Here is a 20,590-nt window from a genome sequence, read left to right as displayed (position 1 = left end):
AGGAACCTCATGGATACACTTACTTCGACTCACACTGCAGCCACAGCCGACAGCTACCGCCCGGCCCTGCACTACACCGCAAAAAACACCTGGCTCAATGATCCCAACGGCCTGATTTTTCATGAGGGTGTCTATCACCTGTACTACCAGAACAACCCGCTGGATAACGTCTGGGGAAACATGTCATGGGGTCACGCCACCTCAACCGATTTGCTGACCTGGACCGAACACCCCGTCGCCATCGCCTGTGACGAGAATGAAGACATCTTTTCCGGGAGCATCGTCTACGACCGTCACAACACCAGCCGATTCGGCAGCGGTTCCGTTGCCCCGCTCGTGGCGATCTACACCAGTGCCTTCAAGCCGGGCTCGCTGTATGAGGGTGTCCAGGCCCAGTCCCTGGCCTACAGCCTGGACGGGGGCTACACCTGGACAAAATACCTAGGCAACCCCGTCCTTAGCCGTGGGTCCGCGGAGTTCCGCGACCCCAAGGTGTTTAGGTACGACGGCGGCACGGAGAGTTACTGGGTGATGGTCGCCGTGGAAGCCACGGACTTCCAGGTGGTGCTTTACCGATCCGACGACCTCAAGAACTGGAAACTGCTGAGCACCTTCGGCCCCGCAAACGCCACCGGCGGCGTCTGGGAGTGCCCAGACCTGTTTCCCCTGCCAGTGGACGGCGACCCTGAAAACGTCAAGTGGGTCCTCACCGTCAACCTCAACCCCGGCGGGCCCAACAGGGGGTCAGCCGGCCAGTACTTCGTGGGCGGCTTCGACGGGACCACCTTCATCCCGGACAGCACCGTGACCGAAGGACTCCAGGACCCGGACCGGCTGGGCGAATACCGGTGGCTGGACTGGGGCCGGGACTACTACGCCGCCGTCTCCTTCAGCGACGCCCCTGACAACCGCCGCCTCATGATCGCGTGGATGAATAACTGGGAATACGCCAACCACATCCCCACCACGCCCTGGCGCAGCCCCATGAGCCTCGCCCGCGAAATTACACTCCAGACCCGCGACGGAGACCTGCTCCTGGTTCAGCAGCCCGCGGGCGACTGGGGTGGCCGGGCCGATCCGGAATCCTTCTGCCTTTCCGGAACCACCATCCACGACGGCGTGCAGGTTCTGGCCGGCGCGGCCGGCACGGTCCAACGCATTGATGTCAGTTTCACCCCCGGAAGCGCAGAGGAATTCGGTCTCATCCTGCGCGGAGACGCCGCGAAAGGAACCCGCGTCGGCGTCCGACCCGGCGAGGCCAAATTGTTCGTGGATCGACGGAAATCCGGGAGGACAGACTTCCACCCATCCTTCAGCTCCGAAGACACCGCTCCAATCATGGCAAGGAACGGGTCCTACGACCTCACGGTCTTCGTGGACCACTGCTCCGTTGAAGTCTTTGCCCAAGACGGCCAGGTCACCATGACCGAACTGATCTTCCCCGCAGAAACCAGCACCGACGTCACCGTTTACGCCGCCGCCGGCACTGCAACCATCAACAGCATCAAGGTCACGCAGCTCGCGTAGGGAAGCACCAAAAGCAAGGAAAACGGACATGCAGAACAACGGCAAGCCCACCCCTCCGCGGCCGGTGCTGGACGTCGTCGTTATCGGGGAAGCCCTTATCGACGTCGTGACCACGCCTGAGGGGACTAATGAACATCCAGGCGGCTCGCCGGCCAACGTCGCCTACGGCCTTGCCCGGCTCGGAGTCAGCACCGGGCTGCTTACTTCCATGGGCGCTGACCGCCGCGGTGATGCGCTCGAGGAGCACCTCACCAGCGCCGGCGTGACGCTTTTGCCCGGCTCCCGGTCACCGGAGAGAACGTCAACGGCGACCGCTACGATCGCCCGCGATGGTTCGGCCAGCTACGCCTTCGACATCACCTGGGATGTGGAACCGATGGACCTGGCACCCGCCCCGCCCAAGGTCCTTCACACCGGTTCGATCGCGAGTTTCCTTTCACCGGGCGCCAGCTGCGTCAAAGCCATGCTCCAGGAATTCGGCAGCGACTGCATCATCACCTACGATCCCAACATCAGGCCGGCCCTGCTCGGAACCCACGGCGAAGCGCGGCACACTTTCGAGGACCTGGTACACCTCACGGACGTCGTCAAACTCAGCGATGAGGACGCCGAATGGCTCTACCCGGAAAAGACCCTGGAGGAAACCGCAACACACATCCTGGGTTTGGGAGCAGACCTTACTACCATCACCAAGGGCTCATCAGGCTCGTTGCTCGCGACATCCACCACGACCCTCAGCATCCCTGCAGCAAAGACCTCTGTTGCTGACACCATCGGCGCCGGCGATTCCTATATGTCAGCCCTGATCCTGGGACTCCTCACCCGCGGAACCGGTCGCCTCGCGCCCGCGGTCCTCGACCAGCTGGGACGCACGGCGGCCGCTGCGGCCGCGATCACCGTATCCCGGGCCGGTGCCCGGCCTCCAACTGAAGATGAACTCCGCACAAAGCTTCAGCATCAGCCCCAGCTGCGTTCGCACGCTTAGCACGTACCCTCGGTGCCGTGGCTCTGATCGTCGGCAGCGGTCACCTCGCACGCGGAAATGTAACCCTTGACACAGATCTAGTAACGCGCGTAACCTCTATTTATGCGCAAGTAACGCGCGTTACCTATCCTGGCAGCATCACCACCACCACGGAGCATTCAATGGCGAAAACCACCACCTCGAACCATACCGGGGCCGCGCGGCAGCGGGGTGTCACCATGAATGATGTTGCCAAGTACGCCGGTGTTTCCCGGACCGCGGTTTCGTTCGTCCTGAGTAACCGCGCAAATGCCAGCATCTCCGAGGAAACCCGCGCCCGGATCAACGAAGCTGTTCAGGCCTTGGGCTACCGCCCTAATGCCGGAGCACGTGCACTGGCATCCCAGCGAAGTGACTGGTACGGGATTGTCACCGAGATTGTGACGGCACCATTCGCCGTCGACATCATCAAAGGCGCACAAGACCAGGCCTGGCTGGACCGCAAGTTCCTGCTCATCGCACCCTCCGACCAGGCCGATGCCGTAGGACCCAACCAGGGAATGGAAGACGCCGCGACCGAGAAGCTGCTGGAGCAGCGCGTGGAAGGACTTCTCTACGCAGCCACGTTCCACCGTGGCGTGCACGTGCCGGAAAGCACCAAGGAAGTACCCACCGTCCTGATCAACTGCTTCGACGCCGACGGACAGCTGCCCTCGATCGTCCCGGACGAACGTGCCGGCGGCCGCGTCGCCGTCGAACGTTTGCTCCGGGCCGGCCACAGCAGGATCGGAGTCATCAACCTGGATCCGAACATTCCCGCAGCAATCGGGCGTTTGGCGGGTGCACGCGAAGCACTCGCCGAAGCCGGACTGGAGCTGGACCCCGAGCTCGTGGTGTCTGGATATGCAACGGCGGACGGCGGGTATGAGGCCGCGTGCCGCATCCTGGACCGCTACCCGCAGGAGGACAGGCCAACCGCTCTGTTCTGCCTCAACGACCGCATGGCGATGGGCGCTTACGACGCCATCAAGGAACGGGGCCTGACCATCCCCGGAAACATCGCCGTGATTGGCTTCGACAACCAGGAACTGATTGCGGCCTACCTCAGGCCTAAGCTGACCACGGTTGCGTTGCCGTTTGAAAAAATGGGCGCCCTGGGAGTCCAGACGCTCGCAGCACTGACAGCAGGACAGCCGATAATTGCCGACCAGCAATTAGTCGACTGTCCGCTGCTAGAACGCTCTTCGGTCTGACCGCGAAATCAATAGCGAAGAGCAACCCCTCCCCCACCCCTTCACCTTGCTGATGAAGATAGGAAAGAGATAACCATCATGACACAACACCGATTCCTGAGGGCTGCCCGCGTGACGGCGGCCGGACTGGCGGTAGGAACACTTCTGCTGACCGGCTGTGCAGCCAACAAGCCTGCCGGCACCGACGCCGCGGCGAACGCCAGCGCCTTTCTCACCATCCCGCGTGAGGACATGGGCACGTTCGTCCAGAACTTCAACCCGTTTGCACCCACCGTCAACCCGATGGTCCAGCAGTCCATCTATGAGTCACTGGTGATCTTCAACCCGGCCAAGGGTGACACGGTGCCATGGCTGGCCACCGAATGGAAGGCCGCCGACGACGGCAAGTCCATTACCTTCACCCTGCGCGATGGAGTGAAGTGGTCCGATGGCCAGCCGTTCGTTGCCGACGACGTCGCGTACACCTTCGAGCTTCAGAAGAAACTAAAGGGCGGCTACGAATACCTTGATGGCGTGACCGCAGAAGGCAACAAGGTCACGTTCAACTTCAACAAGCCCTGGTCCCCCGCCTTCTACGACGTCGGTCAGCTGAGCATCCTGCCCAAGCACATCTGGTCCGCGCTGCCCGATCCGGAGAAGGACGCCAACGCCAAGCCGGTCGGCACCGGGCCGTACACGGAGGTGGACAGCTTCCAGGCCCAGTCTTTCGTGCTGAAAAAGAACCCCAACTACTGGCAGCCGGAAAAGCAGAAGATCGCCGGTGTCAAGATGCTCGCCTTTGCCGGGAATGATGGCGCCAACCTCGCCGCCGCGAATGGGGACGTGGACTGGGCGCCGCAGTACATCCCGAACATCGAAAAGACCTTCGTCTCGAAGGACAAGGATCACCGGCACTACTGGTTCCCGCCAACGGGCGCCATGATCAACTGGCAGCTCAACACCACCAAGGCACCGTTCAACGATGTGGATGTCCGCAAGGCCTTGAGCATGGCAGTTGACCGGGACCAGGTCACGAAGATCGGCATGAGCGGCTACGCCAAGCCTGCAGACTGCACAGGACTATCCGGCAACTACGAGACCTGGAAGAACAACGAGGTTAAGGACAACTGCACCTGGACCAAGCTGGATGCCCAAAAGGCCAACGAGCTTCTGGACAAGGCGGGCTACCCCAAGGGTGCCGACGGCAAGCGCGCGCTCAAGGACGGCAAGCCGTTCGAGTTCAAGATCTCCGTAGGCGCAACCTCCTCCGATTGGCTCTCGGTGGCCAACGTGATTGCCCAGAACTTGGCAGAGGTCGGCGTCACTGCCAAGGTGGAGTCCCCCGACTGGGCAGCCGTGGTTGCCGGATACGAGACCGGAGACTTCGACTCCGGCATCGTGTGGAGCGCCAACGACCCCAGCCCGTACAAGTACTTCAACGCCTCCATGGGCACAGCCACGGTGAAGCCGGTGGGCACCAAGACGTTCGACAACTACCACCGCTTCGGCGACACCAAAGCCGATGCCCTGCTGGCAGAATTCGCTGCAGAGGCCGACGAGTCCAAGCAGAAGGACATCGCCAACAAGCTGCAGGAAGAATACAACGACGCCGCACCGCTGGTGCCGCTGTTCTCCGGCCCGGAGTGGGGCGCCTTCAACGACACCCGCTTCACGGGCTGGCCCACCCAGGAGAACCCTTACGCCACGCTCTCGGTAAAGTCGCCCACCACGGTGCTGGTACTGACCACGCTGGAACCGCGCAAGTAACTCGCCACCGCCTCCCTGGCCCCGCTTCGGTTCGGCCAGGGAACCCGGGCGGCGTGGGCCCACCCACACCAGCTGGCCGCCGGATAACCGGCGGCCAGCCCCAAACTTTCCGCAATTCCCGAAATGGAGGGAAACCGTGCGCTTCATCCTGCGCCGCCTGGGTTTCTACCTGATCGCCTTCTGGGCATCCATCACCCTGAATTTCCTGCTCCCGCGCTTCATGCCGGGGGATCCCGTCTCCCGCATGTTCGCCCGTTCCCAGGACAGAATGCAGCCTGAACAGATCGAGGCCCTGCGCAAGCTGCTCGGCGTTGACGACCGGCCCCTCTGGGAGCAGTACATCGGCTACATGACCAACATCTTCACCGGGCAAATGGGCGTTTCCATCTCCCGGTTCCCCACTCCGGTCACCGAGGTCATTTCGTCCCAGATCGGCTGGACCCTCCTGCTCGGCGGAACCGCCCTGGTGATTGCCGCCGTCGTGGGTAACCTGCTGGGTGTCCTTGCAGCCTGGCGCCGCGGCGGCGCGGTCGACTCCGCACTTCCACCGCTGCTGGTATTCATCGGCTCGTTCCCCTACTTCTGGCTCGCGATGGGCGCCCTGTACCTGTTCGGCGTTGTATTGAACTGGTTCCCCATCCGGCACGCCTTCACCGCCGGTTTGGAGCCCGGGTTCACGTGGGAGTTCATCGGCGACGTCGGTGCCCACCTTGTGCTTCCGGCACTGACTATCGTGTTGGTTTCCATCGGAGGCTGGATGCTGGGCATGCGGAACACCATGATTGCCACCAACTCCGAGGACTACATCACCATGGCCGAAGCCAAGGGACTCCGTCCGGGCCGCATCATGCTCCGGTATGCGGCACGCAACGCCATGCTCCCGTCAGTCACAAGCTTCGGCATGGGACTGGGATTCGTGGTGGGCGGTGCGCTGCTCACCGAGGTGGTGTTCGCCTACCCCGGCGTCGGCTATCAGCTCCTCAATGCCGTCCAAGGCCTCGACTACCCGCTCATGCAGGGCCTGTTCCTGACCATCACCGCCGCCGTTCTGCTGGCGAACTTCCTGGTGGACATCCTCTACGTCCGCCTCGACCCGCGCGTGCGCAGCAACTAGGGGACCAAATCATGACAACCGCAATCCTGCAGCAACCCGGCAAAACGGCCGACAAGACCCCGTCGGCCCGCAAGCCGAACCGCAGCTTCGTCCACGGCCTCATCAGCAACAAAAAAGCCCTCACAGGCATGGCCGTGATGCTCGTCTTCATCGCACTGGCCCTGCTGGCACCAGTGCTCTTCCCCGGCGACCCGTCGCGGATCACCGCAATGGCCTCGCTGGAACCGTCAGCCGAGCACTGGCTGGGAACTACAGCCAAGGGACAGGACGTGCTCGCACTGACCGTCCACGGTTCCCGCAGTTCCCTGTTCGTGGGACTGAGCGTGGGCTTCGCGTCCACCTTCATCGGCATCCTGGTGGGACTTGCCTCGGCATACTTCGGGAAGTTCATCGACGAAGCGCTGTCCCTGGTAACCAACGTCTTCCTGCTCCTTCCCGGCCTGCCGCTGCTGGTCATCCTGGCGGCGTTCCTGCCTCCTGGGCTGGGCACGGTGATTCTTGTTCTGGTGGTCACCGGCTGGGCAGGCTCTGCACGCGTCCTGCGCTCCCAGGCCCTATCCATCCGTTCCAAGGACTTTGTGGCTGCGGCCGTGGTGTCCGGCGAACGGGCCGGAAGGATTATGTTCCGCGAAATCCTGCCCAACATGGCCTCGATCGTCATGGGGACCCTGCTGGCCTGCGTGATCTACGGCATCGGCGCGCAGGCCGGCCTGGAGTTCCTGGGCCTGGGCGATGCCAGCACGGTCTCCTGGGGAAACAACCTCTTCTGGGCAGGCAACGAAGGCGCCCTGCTGACCGGCAGCTGGTGGGTGTTCGTGCCCTCGGGCGTCTGCATCGCTCTTGTCGCCTTCGCCCTTGCCCTTATCAACTATGCGGTGGACGAGGTCACCAATCCGCGGCTGCGGAAGATCAAAACCCCGAAAGACACCGAAAGGAGCGCCGCAAAATGACCATCTCCCAAGTGTCCTTCGGCTCCCACGAACCCGTCCTGGACGTCAAGGACCTCACCGTCAAGTACATCGGCGACACCCGCTCCACCACCGCCGTCGACCGTGTTTCCTTCAGCATCGGCACCGGTGAGGTGTTCGGCCTCGCGGGAGAGTCGGGCTGCGGGAAGTCCACCATCGCGAACTCGATCATGCGGCTGCTCAAGGATCCCGCGAAGATCGCCGGCGGCAGCATTTCCTTCGGCGGCAAGGACGTCCTGGCCATGAGCCCGGAGGAGTTGCGGCGCTTCCGCTGGCAGGACGTGGCCATGGTCTTCCAGTCAGCCATGAACTCGCTCAATCCGGTGTTGACCATCGGCGAACAAATCGTGGACATCTTCACCACCCACGCCGGCTACTCCCGGAAGGAATCCCTGCGCCGTGCGGGTGAACTGCTTGAACTCGTGAGGATCGATCCCGCGCGCCTCAAGTCCTACCCGCACCAGCTCTCGGGCGGCATGCGTCAACGTGCTGTCATAGCGATGGCCGTGGCGCTGAAGCCGTCCCTGTTGATCCTTGACGAACCCACCACCGCCCTGGACGTGGTGGTGCAGCAGGAGATCATGGCGCAGATCAAGGAGCTTCAGCGCGAGCTCGGCTTCTCCGTCCTCTTCATCACGCACGACATGTCGCTCATGGTGGAACTGTCACACCGCATGGCCGTGATGTATGGCGGGAGGATCGTTGAGACCGCGAAGGCCCAGGACGTTTACGCCGCCCCCCGCCACCCCTACACCCAGGCGCTAATGGGCGCATTCCCGCCGCTCACCGGGCCGCGTGTACCACTGACGGGATTGCCCGACGGCGTGAAGTTCCGGAACATAGCGGACCTCACCGAGGCGGCACCCGGTCATTTCGTGGCCCCGCTTGGTGCCGACGCGCCAGTGATTGATTCCGCAAACCTGGCAGGAGCCGCGCGATGAGCCACTCCCTAACGTCCCCGGCCGCTGGTTCCCCCACGGCTGATTCCACCGTCCCCACCCCCGCCCTTGAAATCCGTGGGTTGGGCAAGTCCTTCCCGATTGGCGGGTTGTTCTCCCGGGGGTCGGTCCGCGCCCTGCACGGTGTGGACCTGACTATTAACCGCGGCGAGATCGTGGCGCTTGTAGGGGAATCAGGTTCCGGCAAGAGCACCTTGGCGCGCTGCGTTGCCCGGCTCGAGGAGCCGGGCTCCGGAGCGATCCTCGTTGACGGCGTCGACATCCTCAAGCGGGACCGGTTCCAGGCGTCGCGTGCGTTCCGGTCCCAGCTGCAGATGGTCTTCCAGGACCCCTTCGGTTCACTGAACCCGGCGCACAGGATCGAGCACTTCCTGCGGCGTTCGCTGGCAATCCACGGCAAGGGCGGCGATTCCGGGAAGGAGACCCGGCTCCGGCTCGAAGAACTCATGACCACTGTTGGCCTGCAGGCTGACATGCTGGACTCGTATCCGCACGAGCTCTCCGGCGGTCAGCGCCAACGCGTTGCGATTGCCCGGGCCCTCGCCGTTGAACCCCAGGTCATCCTGGCCGACGAGCCCACCTCCATGCTCGACGTCTCCGTCCGGATCGGCGTGCTGAACCTGATGCGCAAGCTCCGCGACGAGCAGGGCATCTCCATGCTCTACATCACCCACGACCTCGCGTCCGCCCGCTACCTGGCGGACCGGACGGCAGTCATGTTCGCCGGTGAACTGGTTGAGGAGGGCGAGTCCCTGGACTTGCTCTCAAACCCAGCGCACCCCTACACCCAACTTCTGGTATCGGCTGTGCCGGATCCTGCCCTGGCGGGCTCGTATGATCCTGTCCGCCGGGCCGAACTGCGGCAAGCGGTCATGGCTTCGACGAGCTGCGCTTACGACGGCGACCCGGACCAGCGCTGTTCGGCCGAAGAACCCGTGCGGCATCAGGTTGGAGATCCCGGAAACCGCCATTGGGTGCGCTGCCACCTCTACCGGCCGTGGGCCGGCAGCGACGGCCATGCCCTGGCGGGCGAACCGACGCAACCCAACCTCCCGGCGTCGAACGCCCAAGAAAAGGCCTCCGCATGACTGACCTGACCCACCCGCTCGCCACCGTTCCCCAGGATGAGCTGACCGCCCGCGCCAAGGCCGATCCCCTCCGGCCGCGCTTCCATTTCGTGTCACCGGCCGGCTGGCTCAACGATCCCAACGGCGTCAGCCAATGGAACGGCACCTACCACCTCTTCTACCAGTACAACCCGGAGGGCGCTTTCCACCACAGCATCCGGTGGGGCCACGCCACCAGCACCGATCTTGTCACATGGACGGACCAGCCTGTTGCCCTGGAACCGTCCGAGGGGCCGGACGCCGAGGGCTGCTGGTCCGGGGTCTTAGTGAACGACGGCGGCACGCCCACCCTGGTGTATTCGGGGCGGTCCGAGGGCAAGGAGCTGCCCTGCGTCGCCGTAGGATCCCCGGACCTTTTGAGCTGGACCAAGGACCCCGGAAATCCCGTGATCTCAGCACCGCCGGCTGGAGTGGACATCACGGCCTACCGCGATCACTGCGTTTGGCGTGAAGGGTCGAAGTGGCGGCAGTTGGTGGGTTCAGGCATTCGTGGGCGCGGCGGTACGGCGTTGCTGTACGAGTCGGCAGATCTGCGTGCGTGGGACTATATCGGGCCGTTGTTCATCGGCGATGCCTCGCAGGGCGATCGCTCCGACACTGACTGGACGGGGACCATGTGGGAGTGCGTGGACCTGTTCCGGGCGGGACAGGGTTCGCTGGGGTCTGCACCTTCTGACGGCTCACCGGATACGCTGGTCTTCTCCGCCTGGGACGACGGCGACACCTGCCATCCGCTGTACTGGACCGGCCGGTACGCCGGGGACAGCTTCGAGCCCGCGGCGCTGCACCGGCTCGACTACGGCGGCCGCTTCTTCTACGCACCCCAATCGTTCCAGGATGAGTCCGGCCGGCGTGTCATGTTCGGCTGGATGCAGGAAGGCCGAAGTGATGCCGCCATGGTGGAGTCCGGCTGGTCCGGCGTCATGAGCCTGCCGCGAATCGTCACGGCTGCAGACGACGTCTCTCTGCGCTTCGCACCCGTCCCGGAAATCGAGAAGCTGCGCCGTGACCACGCCCGCCTGCCCGGGCAGGTGCTGACCGGTGGCTTGGCGCCCTTGGAACTTGGCTTGTCCGGCACGCAACTCGACCTCGAACTGAACGTCCATCTGGATCCGGGCACCCTGCTGCGACTTGGTGTCTTGGGCTCCACGGACGGGGGCACCTCCGGCAGCCCCGCCGAGGAAACGGTCATCGAGCTGCTCAGGGCAACTGACGGCTCCACCAACGGCACGCTCCGCCTGGACCGCACGCGAAGCAGCCTCGATCCAGCCGTTGATGTGGAAGAAAGGTCCGGACCGGTCCCCATGCCCGAAGGGCGGGTGCACCTGCGTGTGATCCTGGACCGGTCCGCCGTCGAAATTTTTGCCAACGGCGTCCCGCTCACGGCCCGCGTCTACCCCACACTGGGCGGGGAACACGTCAGCCTTGGCGCTGAGGGCACGGCGCAAATACTGTCCGTGGACGCATGGACCATGGCGGACATCTTTGACGGTACCCGGAGCCTCTTTCCCTGAACACGCCCGGCTGTACATCAACAACCACTCACACAGCAGCATCGACGCTGCCCAAAAACAAGAAGGAACTCATGGAAGGTTCGCCCACGGTCTCTCGTCGTTCACTCATTACCGGAAGCGGGGCGGCTGCACTCAGCGGATCGCTCGCACTGTCAGCGGCGATCGCCGAGCCCGCCGCCGCCGTAACCACCAAGACACCTGACCCCGGTTCAAGAGACTCAATGTCAAAAGGATCACGCCGGATGCGCCCGACCTATCACTTCAGCGTCCCCGACAACTGGAAGAACGACCCTCAGCGCCCCATCTACATCGACGGGGAATACCACTACTACTACCTCTACAACGCCGACTACCTGCAGGGCGGAGGAGGCACGTCATGGCGCCGCGCGACAACCACTGATCACGTCACGTTCACTGACCGCGGGGTCGCGATCCCGAAATTCAGCAACAACAACGGCGACTGCTGGTCAGGTTCCCTTGTGGTCGACGAGCGGAATACGGCCGGATATGGCGAGGGTGCGGTGCTCGCGCTTGTGACGCAGGCACCCGAAGGCCGCCAGGCCCAATACCTCTGGTACTCGACCAACCGGGGGCGCTCGTTCCAGGCCGCCGGTACAGCCCCGGTGCTGCCGAACCCCGGAGTCCATGACTTCCGCGATCCCAAAGTGATCTGGGACGCTGACCGGGGGCGGTGGTTCATGGCGAACGCCGAGGGGCAGAAGCTCGGTTTTTACACGTCCGCCGACCTGCAGTCCTGGCAGCGCGTCGGCGAGTTCGTGCGTACCGATCTGGGGCTGCTGGAATGCCCTGATATCTTCCGGATGACTGCTGACGACGGCACCTCCCACTGGATCCTCGGCACAAGTGCCAACGGCAAAGGCCGCGGCCTGCCCGCAACCTACGCATACTGGACAGGCGCCTTCGACGGAACATTGTTCACGCCGGACCGGCCCGAGCCCGAATGGCTCGATTACGGCTATGACTTTTACGGAGCAGTCACCTATCCGCATCACGACGCCTCGGGTGCGGAAGACGAGACCCTACGCCGGGCAATCGGCTGGGCGAACTTCTGGGACTACCCCCACAACACGCCGACCCTTGAGACGGACGCCTACAACGGCGATGACATGATCGTGCGCGACCTCCGCCTCAAACAGACGGACGGTGGGTACCACCTCGTCTCCGCCCCCACCTCTGCGCTGGGAAATTATGGGAAGCGCGGCCATGTCCTGGGCGACGTAGTCGTAAGCGGCACGCGGGACCTCGACGTCCACGCAGCCGCTTACGACCTGACCTGTGAGCTCGTGTGGGACCCCGCTTCCCCACCTGCCAACGTGGGTCTTGAGCTGTGCCGCGCACCGGGCGGAGGCAGACACGTAGCCGCCGGCGCATACCTGCGAGGCCCCTTCGTTTATCTCAACAGGCGGCCAACGGTCAACCCGACCGGCGGCGAAACCCAGACTCCAATCGACCCCTCGACAGGACGGCTCACCGTCCGCATCCTCGTGGACCTTACGAGCGTGGAAATGTTCGTCGGAGATGGTCGGGTGGTGCACTCGCACCGGATATTCCCGCTTGAAGGCGACAACGGAATCCGCCTCTACGCGCATGAAGGAACCGCCACTTTCCGGAACCTGACCGTTCACGAAATCAAGGAGAGAGGTTAGCCCAAGCCCTGACTCTCCGGCAGGCCTTTCCTCAGACCAGGGTCATGGTCCGCAGAAAGGCCTGCCACAGCGGATTCCGGGCGTTTCCCGCCGAGGTGGGACTCGAACTACATTCCCGCCCTTGAAAATACTGGGGACACGCGAAACATGCGGAATCCGGAGCAGTCCGCGTGCAGTAAGAGGCATGTAAAGCTGGCGCGCGTGGGCTATGGCGCGATACTTCTCAGCGGCGCATCCGAGGGGGTAGCCTTCCGGCTATGCCGAACGCATTGCGGCGGGAAGATCTCCAGGCCTGCCTCGTTCACCCCCACACCAGGGTCATGACTAGTGCCGGTCCAATCGAGTACGCCGACCGCGGAGACGGCGAACCACTCCTGGCAGTCCACGGAACGCTGGGCGGCTGGGACCAGGGACTGGTGGCCACGGAATTCTTCAGGGCCAACGGCTTCCGCATTATTGCCCCAAGCCGGCCGGGATACCTGGGGACCCCCTTGGGCACTGGACGAACGCCGGCAGAACAGGCGGATGCCCTGGCTGCGTTGCTGGACGTGCTCGGGATCAGCCACTTACCGGTCTTCGCGGGCTCCGGCGGGGGCCCTGCAGCTTATGCCCTGGCGGCACGGCATCCGGACAGGGTTGCCAGGCTGCTCCAGGTCGATGCCGTTTGCCTGCCTATTCCACCCTTCGCGTTTGCCCGCCTGTCCGCCAGGACCTGGTCACTCCAAGTACAGCTTTGGGTTCTGCGCCACGCCGCCGGGCCGATGCTCAGGATGCTGTTCCGGCGCTTCAGTCGCTCCTCCCCGGAAGAAGCTGCGGGGAGGGCCGCCGTCGTCGCATCGGACCCCGTCAGAATGGCTCATCTCGAAGCCATCCTCATGGCGTCCACCGGGTGGGCAAGCCGCCGGATAGGATTCGACAACGATTCGGCAGAGTTCACATCGCTTGCCCCGCTGAACCTTCAAACCATTAGGTGTCCGACCCTCATCATGCACGCCGCTGCCGATGCCAGCGTCCCTCCACAGAACGCACGACACGCGCATGAACAGATCCACGGCTCGGAACTGTACTGGATGCAGGGATCCCATGTGGCATTCTTCCTTGAGGAAGGTGACACGGCGCCCAGGTATGCTCTGGAGTGGCTGAGGATGTTCAATCCAGGCCAGGCGTCCAAAACAGGGTCGTAATCGCGGACGCGGATCGAGAGCGGTGCATCCCCAGCCAGGAACTCATGCACGCCTTCCGCTCTCATGTCCCCAAATGTACAAACCGGCAGCAGTGCTGCGTGGGACCGCAGCACGGCCGGGAGAGGACCGGCGGCTTCTTGGAGGATCCCAAGATCGAACGCCTGCAATCCTGGATCCCGCTGGGTGTCAAGCTTTGTCAGCACTAAAAAGGCCACCTTCGGATAGGGCCTGTTGCGACGTTCGTTGGAAACCGCCCTTTTCCGAAGGCTTGCAGAGGGTAGGTCAGAAACGGTCGTAATTGCCGGTGCGCGTGCACCGCTCCTAAGGAAATCCAAACGCGGACTTCCAGAGGGCCGGGCGTGCTGCTATTGGGAGTGTATTTGGATACTGGAAATGCAGGCGTGTCTAATGCGCATTGATTGAAGCCTGGAGCGGATCAGGTTGGGGCCACGATTCCACAACTTCGGTCCGTATTGCACTTACAGTCTGTGTCCAGAGTGCGTAATACACCACTTGGTTGCACAATCTTTTCTGCTACTCCCTCAACATGCGGAAGGCACTCTCTCGGTCCTTGACCCGGAGTTTTCGCAGGACTGCTGAGACGTGTACGCGGACCGTAGTTGGAGAGACGAAGAGCTTATTGGCGACTTCCTCGGTGCCCAGTCCTATAGCAAGAAGCTCCATGACCTCCCACTCCCGCGCACTGAGCTTCGCCACGGCCGCCGGCTTCCAGTTTAAAACCCTTCGGGCGGGCGCTTTGAACTCCTGAAGGATGCGGGTCACGAGCGTGGGAGACATTGCCGCCTCCCCGGCGAGAACCCCCCGCAGAACGTCGGTCAATGTTAGCGGGTCCGTTGTCTTGAGTAGGTAGCCCGTCGCCCCGGCCCGTAGGGAATCGAAGAGGTCGTCATCGTCTGCGGATTGAGTCAGCATTACAACAGCTGTTTCCGGTAGCGTCCTGCTGATGTCCTGGGCGGCGGAGATCCCGTTACCGGGCATGTGGATATCAAGCAGGACTACGTCCGGACGGTGCTCCAGGGCGAGCTCGACTGCTTCTGCGGCAGTGGAGCCCTCTCCGCACACTTCGCAGCCGTCCGCTTCAAGCGCCTGCCGGACCTTCGCCCTGATGCGAGCGTGATCATCAGCCATCACTACACGTAAACGCTGCTGTTCTACCATGTCACCGTAACCACGCTTCCCTCTCCCGGGCGGGACGTAATGTCAAGGTCCCCAGGCAAGTTCCGAGCCCTTTCCCGCATACTGACCAACCCGTAGCCAGCGTTGGCCCCAGTGGCGCCGCCGACGTCAAAACCTTCGCCGTCGTCTTCTACAACCAGTCGCCGCCGGTCACCCTCCTTACCCAATCGCACGGACAGGTGTCGGGCGTGGCCGTGGCGCGCCGCGTTTGCCACTGCCTCGCGGATGATACGCAGCAACGTATGCTGCTGGTCCGAAGCGGCTTCGATTGAATCATCGATCTGGATGTCCAAGGACACTCGGTACCTCTGCGCCAACTCCCGCGTTGTGCGGTGCAGTACGACGCCTAAGGGCTCGTCCCCGCCATGGCCTAGGGCGTGGACGGCGGCACGGGCTTCGTCCAGGGATCGATCGCAAGCGGCGAGAATCCGGCTCCTGGCCGGAAAATTAGGAGGCAAGGAATGCCCTTCCATCCGGAGCAGGGCGAGCTCTTGGATGACCCCATCATGCAACTCGCGGGACAGCCGCCTCCGATCCTCGAGAACAGCTACACGGGCATATGCATCCCAGTACTGTTTGATTTCCCGGCTGGCTCCGAACAGCAACAAGACGTAGAACCCGGTCCTCAGCAGATCCCCGGTGTAGAACCAATCTGTATGCAACGAGGGAAAGAGTGCGTAATTCACGCGGGCAAAGGCTGCAACGGCACAAGCAGGGCCAAGCCAATACAGTAGCGAGTCATCACGATTTGCTGCCCGCCTCGTAAAAGCGATAGACGCCACAAAAAAACAGAATGCCGCCATGGCTTGGGCAGCAAAAAACAGAGGATGAGCAGCGAACAACAGAGGTTGTGAAGCGGTGTTTATCGAGGGGTCCACGGCGACGGGCAATTGGGTCCTAGCTGCCCAGAGGACCAACGACATCAGGATGACGAGAGCTGCAGGTACGGTAACCGTCCGCAACCCCAATCTCGACGGCGACTCCCGGTCCGGGGTTACCAGCGCCGCCGCCACAATAAGGGCTGCACCGATGAACCGAAGCGCAAGGGGAAGCCAAACGCTAAGGCTTCCGTCCCGATCCCCAGTCAATGAGCCCGTTAACCACGACATGCCAGTTCCCGCGACCGTTAGAAGCACCAGGCCTTGAGCGAGCAGCAAGTCATGAAGCCTTCTGCGCCGTTTGAAACGGCCGGCAAGCAAATATGCCACCAACAAGGCCACGCAGCCGTCAACGGAGTCCAGTACTAAGTGGACAGCCGGGCTGCGGTACCCAAACAACACGTGAGGGCTCCACACCACCACGCCCGTCACCGTTAGCCCGAGGACCCACCCAACCAGCGTCAACCGCAAGACGTGTCGGAGCCTTTCCTCACCAAGACCGTCCCCAACCGACATCAGCCCCCCTGCAATGCACTCTTCGACCGCAGAACCCAACACACTAATGCGACAACTGGCGAAAAGCCCGGGTAGCAATTACCTGATTCTTAAAAAGCGCACTACCTAGAAAGACAGGTCTTGCCGGTAGTGAAAGACGGCCGGGTGATAATTCACTGCGTCTGTTTCTAGTCGCGTTCGGCCGCTTGTCTTTAGCTGGATATGCAGCGTGAGGTGAATATCTCCTATCGAGGCACCCTGGGGCATCGGCCCCGTAACGCTCATCCCCTGCTCACCTGCTCCGGAGTTATTCCTGGTGCCGACCTCAGCGAAGGATGTTTAGATCGGGTTTGTTTATACCTGCCTGCACCGTGCGGCGAAGCTCAGCCCGCGGATTTTCTGCTTCAGGCCACGGCTGTCCTGCATAGCCCTACGATTGCAGTCTCATTGTCTTCTTCTGACCGCAATCAGCGTTTAGACATTTGAACACCGGCAGACGGTTTTCCTGACTCGTTTCGCCGTAGCCTTAATTCACCAGGGGGCCAGCTGCCACACTGAAGGACTGCAACCCAGATTGCTGCCCGACTGGTGGGAATGCTTCCGCCACTGCTGATCCGTATGAACGGCAGGGTTATTCGCGCTCAATGGAAACGGTTGTGCGGAGTCTCCAAACTTCTACTAGAAAACAACATGCCCCCGACGGGCCTGAATTAAGGAACACCATGAGCAAGGAAACTTCGGCTCGCGTCGCGACCGGACCCACCGCGAATTCAACAGGGCTGAATGTGCGCTCCGCTAGTGCGAAATCCCTCCTTGTCCGCCGCGTTTCAAGCGCTGTCATCATCCCGGGAGTCCTGAGCAGCATGCTGGTACTCGCGCCTCTGGCGTCGGCTGAGACCACCCCTGTTTCGGGCACCTGCAACGGGGTGACGAACCAACTCGCGTACCGCGGGAACGTGCAGCCGAACCTGCTCAAGGCCGCGGCGCGTCAGAACGCGGAGCAGATAGCGACCCTGACCGCCGAGAGGGCCGCGCTGGTCAGCACGCAGAACACCCTGACGGCGCAGATCACGGAAGCAGAAAAGGAGATCGCCTCGCTGGACGCGCAGAACGCCACACTGGTCGGTCAGATCGACACTGTGACGATGTCTCTGACGAAGCTCGAAGCAGACAAGGCCACGTTGACCGCCGCGATCGCCGCAGCGAACACTGAGCTGACCACGCTTCAGGGCCAGAAGTCGGCGCTGGTGAACCAGATCACACCGCTGGAGACGCAGCTCACCACCACGCAGGCCGAGCTCGCCGGGCTCAACACGAAGAAGACCCAGGTCCTCGCCGACAAGGCGGCTAAGGAGGCCGACCTGGCCGCCGCGACGACCCGCCTGCAGACCCTGACTGGGGCTGCGACCGCTGCTCAGACCATGGTCAACAACCAGGTGACCATGATCGAGAAAGCCACGCAGGAGTTGGCCGCTCTCGTCGCCCAGGGGGATGCGGCGCAGGCGCTTGTGGACGCGGCGGAGAAGAACCTGGCCGACGCCCGCGCAGCGCTGCCGACACTGGAGGCGGCCGCCAAGACTGCTGACGCGAACGCCGCCGCCGCGACTGCCGCCGTGCTCAAGGCTGAGGAAAACTTGCGCTTGGCCGAACAGGGCGCGACGACCCTCACCCAGCAGATCGGCACCATCGAGGCCAGGCTCCCTGTACTGCAGAGCGAGATCGCCGGGCTGCAGGGTGACATCACCACCAAGAACGCGGAGATCACCGCGAAGCAGAAAGAGATCGACGCCGCAACCGCGATGCCGGTCGCCGACGCCGCCGCGCTGAGGTCGCAGCTCACCGCCCTGGAGGCCGAGCTCGCGGCAATCAAGGGCAACTCGGACAAGAAGAAGCAGGAGCTGAACGCCGCGATCACCGCGAAGAAGGCGGAGATAGCTGCCGCGGAGCAGCAGGCGGCAACTAAGACCGCGCTGATCACCGCCCTGAACGGCGACCTGACCAAGCTACAGGGTCAGCTGGCGACGCTGAACTCCCAGCTGTCGGCCAAGCAGCAGGAAAGCAGCAACCTCCAGCAGCAGCTCCCGGGCCTGCAGACCAGCCTCGCCGGGGCCAACGCGCAGGTCACCTCCGCCACAGAGACGCTGGCCGACGCCAAAGCCGCCCAGACCGCCGCGAACACCGCCCTGACCAACGCCAACGCCGCGGTGACCTCGAAGAAGGCGGAGATCTCCGCGCTCGAGGCTGCCCTGCCGGGCCTGACCGGGGATCTGACCGCCGCCAAGGCGGAGATCACCACGAAGCAGGGTGAGCTCAAGGCGCTCGAGGCTGCCCTGCCGGGCCTGCAGACCACCCTCACGGCCGCTAACACAGCGGTGACCAACGAGACCGCCGAGGTCACCCGGCTCGACGGCGAGGTCACCAAGCTGGTTACGACGCTGGGCACGCTGAACACCTCCATCACCGCTGCCGAGAACGCGATCCTGTCCCTGCAGAACCAGCTCACCCCGCTGCAGACCTCGCTAAACACACTCAATAAGGCGATCAGCGACAAGGAGGCGGCCCTGACCACCGCCAAGGCCGACCTGAACGCTCTCGACGCCAAGATCGTCACCGAGTCCGCAACCCTGCGGACCTTGGAGAGCGCCAAGAAGGTCAACCGCGACGCCGTCGCCACCCAAAAAGTCATCGTCGGCGGCCTGCAGGCCCAGTACAAGGCGGTCCTGGACCGCATCGCCGTCATCGATGGGACGATCGCCCTGGGTGGGTGCCTCGTCTGATTAACCCAACGCCCAGAAGCGCCCCAGGAGCCGACTCTCCTGGGGCGCTTCTGGCATCTGCCTGCGATACACCACGGACCAGGCACGCTCGCCCTCCACGAGCTCTCTTGCACGACCTGCCGAGGAACCACAACGCCAGCCCTGGCCCCTGGTGCGCATAACAGCACGTTTGTAGCGTTCGGCGACCTCTCACACTCAGGTCAGACAACAATGGCAAGAGCAAGCTTCCGGGAACAGACACCCAAAAACGATCATTATTGACTTCCGCCGTCCGTGAGCATTCCCCGAAATTCCGCCACAGTATCGACTGCCGCCGCCCTGGGTGCGGGCTTCCTCCGCATTGTGACCGCTGACGGCCACACTCGCAAGGGCCGTGGGATCCAGTGGCGGGAGGCCGTCCTTGTTGCCAGCCAGGACAGCGCCCCGGGGCGTCACTTCGCGGGCGACGGCGGCCGGGTTGAGGGGTGCCGGTAGTTATCTGCCGGAGGGTGAGACGGCGTCGAGGGAGCCTCCGCGGGCGGCGAGCCGCAGGATGGCGTCGAGTCCCCGACTCCCGCGTTGCGCCCGGACTCAAGGGCTCAAGGTATCGCCATAAGAACTGGGAAGTCATGCATTGTAAAAAAGACAAAAGGTTTCTGACCTAGGGAAATACTGTGCCCGAAGTGGGACTCGAACTACATTCCAGGGCTTGAAAACCTTGGGAAGTCGCGGAAACATTCGGCATCCGAAGCCTAGCCGGGTTAGGTGACTGGTGCCGCAACGTCCTCCAGCACTGACCTGTCGAAGAAACGAATCTCGCCCGTTGCCTCAAAGAACACCGGAACGACTGAGGTGCTCAGGTCTTTGGACGTTTCGTAAATGTCAGCCGCACTCCCGTGCTTCCTGGCAATTGTTCCAACCAGCTCGGTACCGCGAACCCGAACAGTTCGATATTTGTAGCTCATCGTGACTCCTTCGTCGGCTAGGGCACACCCTACCCCTTGGCAGTGCCGCTTCGGGAGGTTGGCTCCTATGGCGCCGACACCACTGGTGGCGGCACCGGATCACTTCAGATCCCGGCCATGGATGTGTGGCTCTTGGCCCGTTCCAGGAGGTTTTGCTGAGAGCGGCGGGCCTTCTCTCGCGGCTTTCGGACAAGCAACCATGAAGTGCAGTCCTCACCCGCGACCCGCTTATAGATCGCCGTAGTTAGCAGATAGCGCGGTACGCCATGAATCACT

At 63.0% G+C, this 20,590-nt stretch carries 16 protein-coding genes; 13 read left to right on the top strand and 3 right to left on the bottom strand.

The features are described 5' to 3' along the window. The first annotated feature begins 9 nt into the window (after nucleotides 1-9). The 11 genes from FBY36_RS17855 (at nucleotide 10) to FBY36_RS17805 (ending at nucleotide 14,023) form a co-directional block, all read left to right on the top strand. A complete protein-coding gene (locus FBY36_RS17855; RefSeq protein ID WP_142121560.1) occupies nucleotides 10-1,527 on the top strand; it encodes a glycoside hydrolase family 32 protein in 1,518 nt (505 codons plus the stop codon). Nucleotides 1,528-1,555: 28 nt separating this feature from the next. Then, a complete protein-coding gene (locus FBY36_RS17850; RefSeq protein ID WP_142121558.1) occupies nucleotides 1,556-2,512 on the top strand; it encodes a carbohydrate kinase family protein in 957 nt (318 codons plus the stop codon). A 161-nt stretch (nucleotides 2,513-2,673) separates the two neighbouring features. Then, the gene (locus FBY36_RS17845; RefSeq protein ID WP_142121556.1) at nucleotides 2,674-3,744 is read left to right on the top strand and encodes a LacI family DNA-binding transcriptional regulator; all 1,071 of its coding nucleotides are present in this window, start codon (nucleotides 2,674-2,676) and stop codon (nucleotides 3,742-3,744) included. A gap of 78 nt (nucleotides 3,745-3,822) precedes the next feature. Then, nucleotides 3,823-5,490: an ABC transporter substrate-binding protein gene (locus FBY36_RS17840; RefSeq protein ID WP_142121554.1), complete on the top strand. Its 1,668-nt coding sequence runs from the start codon at nucleotides 3,823-3,825 to the stop codon at nucleotides 5,488-5,490. 136 nt (nucleotides 5,491-5,626) lie between these two features. Beyond that, a complete protein-coding gene (locus FBY36_RS17835) occupies nucleotides 5,627-6,604 on the top strand; it encodes an ABC transporter permease (RefSeq protein WP_079595953.1) in 978 nt (325 codons plus the stop codon). An 11-nt stretch (nucleotides 6,605-6,615) separates the two neighbouring features. After that, the gene (locus FBY36_RS17830; protein WP_142121552.1) at nucleotides 6,616-7,554 is read left to right on the top strand and encodes an ABC transporter permease; all 939 of its coding nucleotides are present in this window, start codon (nucleotides 6,616-6,618) and stop codon (nucleotides 7,552-7,554) included. Further along, nucleotides 7,551-8,513 carry an ABC transporter ATP-binding protein gene (locus FBY36_RS17825; RefSeq protein ID WP_142121550.1) on the top strand — a complete coding sequence of 321 codons (963 nt, stop codon included), beginning with the start codon at nucleotides 7,551-7,553 and terminating at the stop codon, nucleotides 8,511-8,513. The genes FBY36_RS17830 and FBY36_RS17825 overlap by 4 nt, the downstream gene beginning before the upstream one ends. Next, the gene (locus tag FBY36_RS17820) at nucleotides 8,510-9,619 is read left to right on the top strand and encodes an ATP-binding cassette domain-containing protein (protein ID WP_142121549.1); all 1,110 of its coding nucleotides are present in this window, start codon (nucleotides 8,510-8,512) and stop codon (nucleotides 9,617-9,619) included. The genes FBY36_RS17825 and FBY36_RS17820 overlap by 4 nt, the downstream gene beginning before the upstream one ends. Continuing rightward, nucleotides 9,616-11,172 (top strand): glycoside hydrolase family 32 protein, encoded by a 1,557-nt coding sequence (locus FBY36_RS17815; RefSeq protein ID WP_142121548.1) that lies wholly within the window; start codon nucleotides 9,616-9,618, stop codon nucleotides 11,170-11,172. Before FBY36_RS17820 ends, FBY36_RS17815 begins: the two co-directional genes overlap by 4 nt. Nucleotides 11,173-11,414: 242 nt before the next feature. Further along, a complete protein-coding gene (locus tag FBY36_RS17810; protein ID WP_142121547.1) occupies nucleotides 11,415-12,839 on the top strand; it encodes a glycoside hydrolase family 32 protein in 1,425 nt (474 codons plus the stop codon). 257 nt (nucleotides 12,840-13,096) lie between these two features. Then, a complete protein-coding gene (locus tag FBY36_RS17805) occupies nucleotides 13,097-14,023 on the top strand; it encodes an alpha/beta fold hydrolase (RefSeq protein ID WP_142121545.1) in 927 nt (308 codons plus the stop codon). A gap of 534 nt (nucleotides 14,024-14,557) precedes the next feature. Here FBY36_RS17805 and FBY36_RS17800 read toward each other — a convergent pair. Next, nucleotides 14,558-15,172 carry a response regulator gene (locus FBY36_RS17800; protein ID WP_235008888.1) on the bottom strand — a complete coding sequence of 205 codons (615 nt, stop codon included), beginning with the start codon at nucleotides 15,170-15,172 and terminating at the stop codon, nucleotides 14,558-14,560. A 23-nt stretch (nucleotides 15,173-15,195) separates the two neighbouring features. Further along, a complete protein-coding gene (locus FBY36_RS17795; protein ID WP_142121541.1) occupies nucleotides 15,196-16,614 on the bottom strand; it encodes a sensor histidine kinase in 1,419 nt (472 codons plus the stop codon). Between the two features lie 701 nt (nucleotides 16,615-17,315). Here FBY36_RS17795 and FBY36_RS17790 point away from each other — a divergent pair. Further along, nucleotides 17,316-19,370 (top strand): chromosome segregation ATPase, encoded by a 2,055-nt coding sequence (locus FBY36_RS17790; RefSeq protein WP_235008887.1) that lies wholly within the window; start codon nucleotides 17,316-17,318, stop codon nucleotides 19,368-19,370. 273 nt (nucleotides 19,371-19,643) lie between these two features. Further along, nucleotides 19,644-19,844 carry a hypothetical protein gene (locus FBY36_RS20590; RefSeq protein ID WP_160141906.1) on the top strand — a complete coding sequence of 67 codons (201 nt, stop codon included), beginning with the start codon at nucleotides 19,644-19,646 and terminating at the stop codon, nucleotides 19,842-19,844. 266 nt (nucleotides 19,845-20,110) lie between these two features. On the opposite strand, the gene FBY36_RS17780 is transcribed toward FBY36_RS20590, so the two are convergent. Continuing rightward, on the bottom strand, nucleotides 20,111-20,314 hold the full coding sequence (locus FBY36_RS17780; RefSeq protein WP_142121540.1) for a hypothetical protein: 204 nt from the start codon (nucleotides 20,312-20,314) through the stop codon (nucleotides 20,111-20,113). Between the last annotated feature and the right edge of the window lie 276 nt (nucleotides 20,315-20,590).

Origin of the sequence: Arthrobacter sp. SLBN-122 (assembly GCF_006715165.1) — a bacterium.
In the GTDB taxonomy this organism is placed as follows: Bacteria; Actinomycetota; Actinomycetes; order Actinomycetales; family Micrococcaceae; genus Arthrobacter.
The sequence above is the reverse complement of the archived record's forward strand: the minus strand, read 5'-3'. Positions and strand labels throughout refer to the sequence as shown.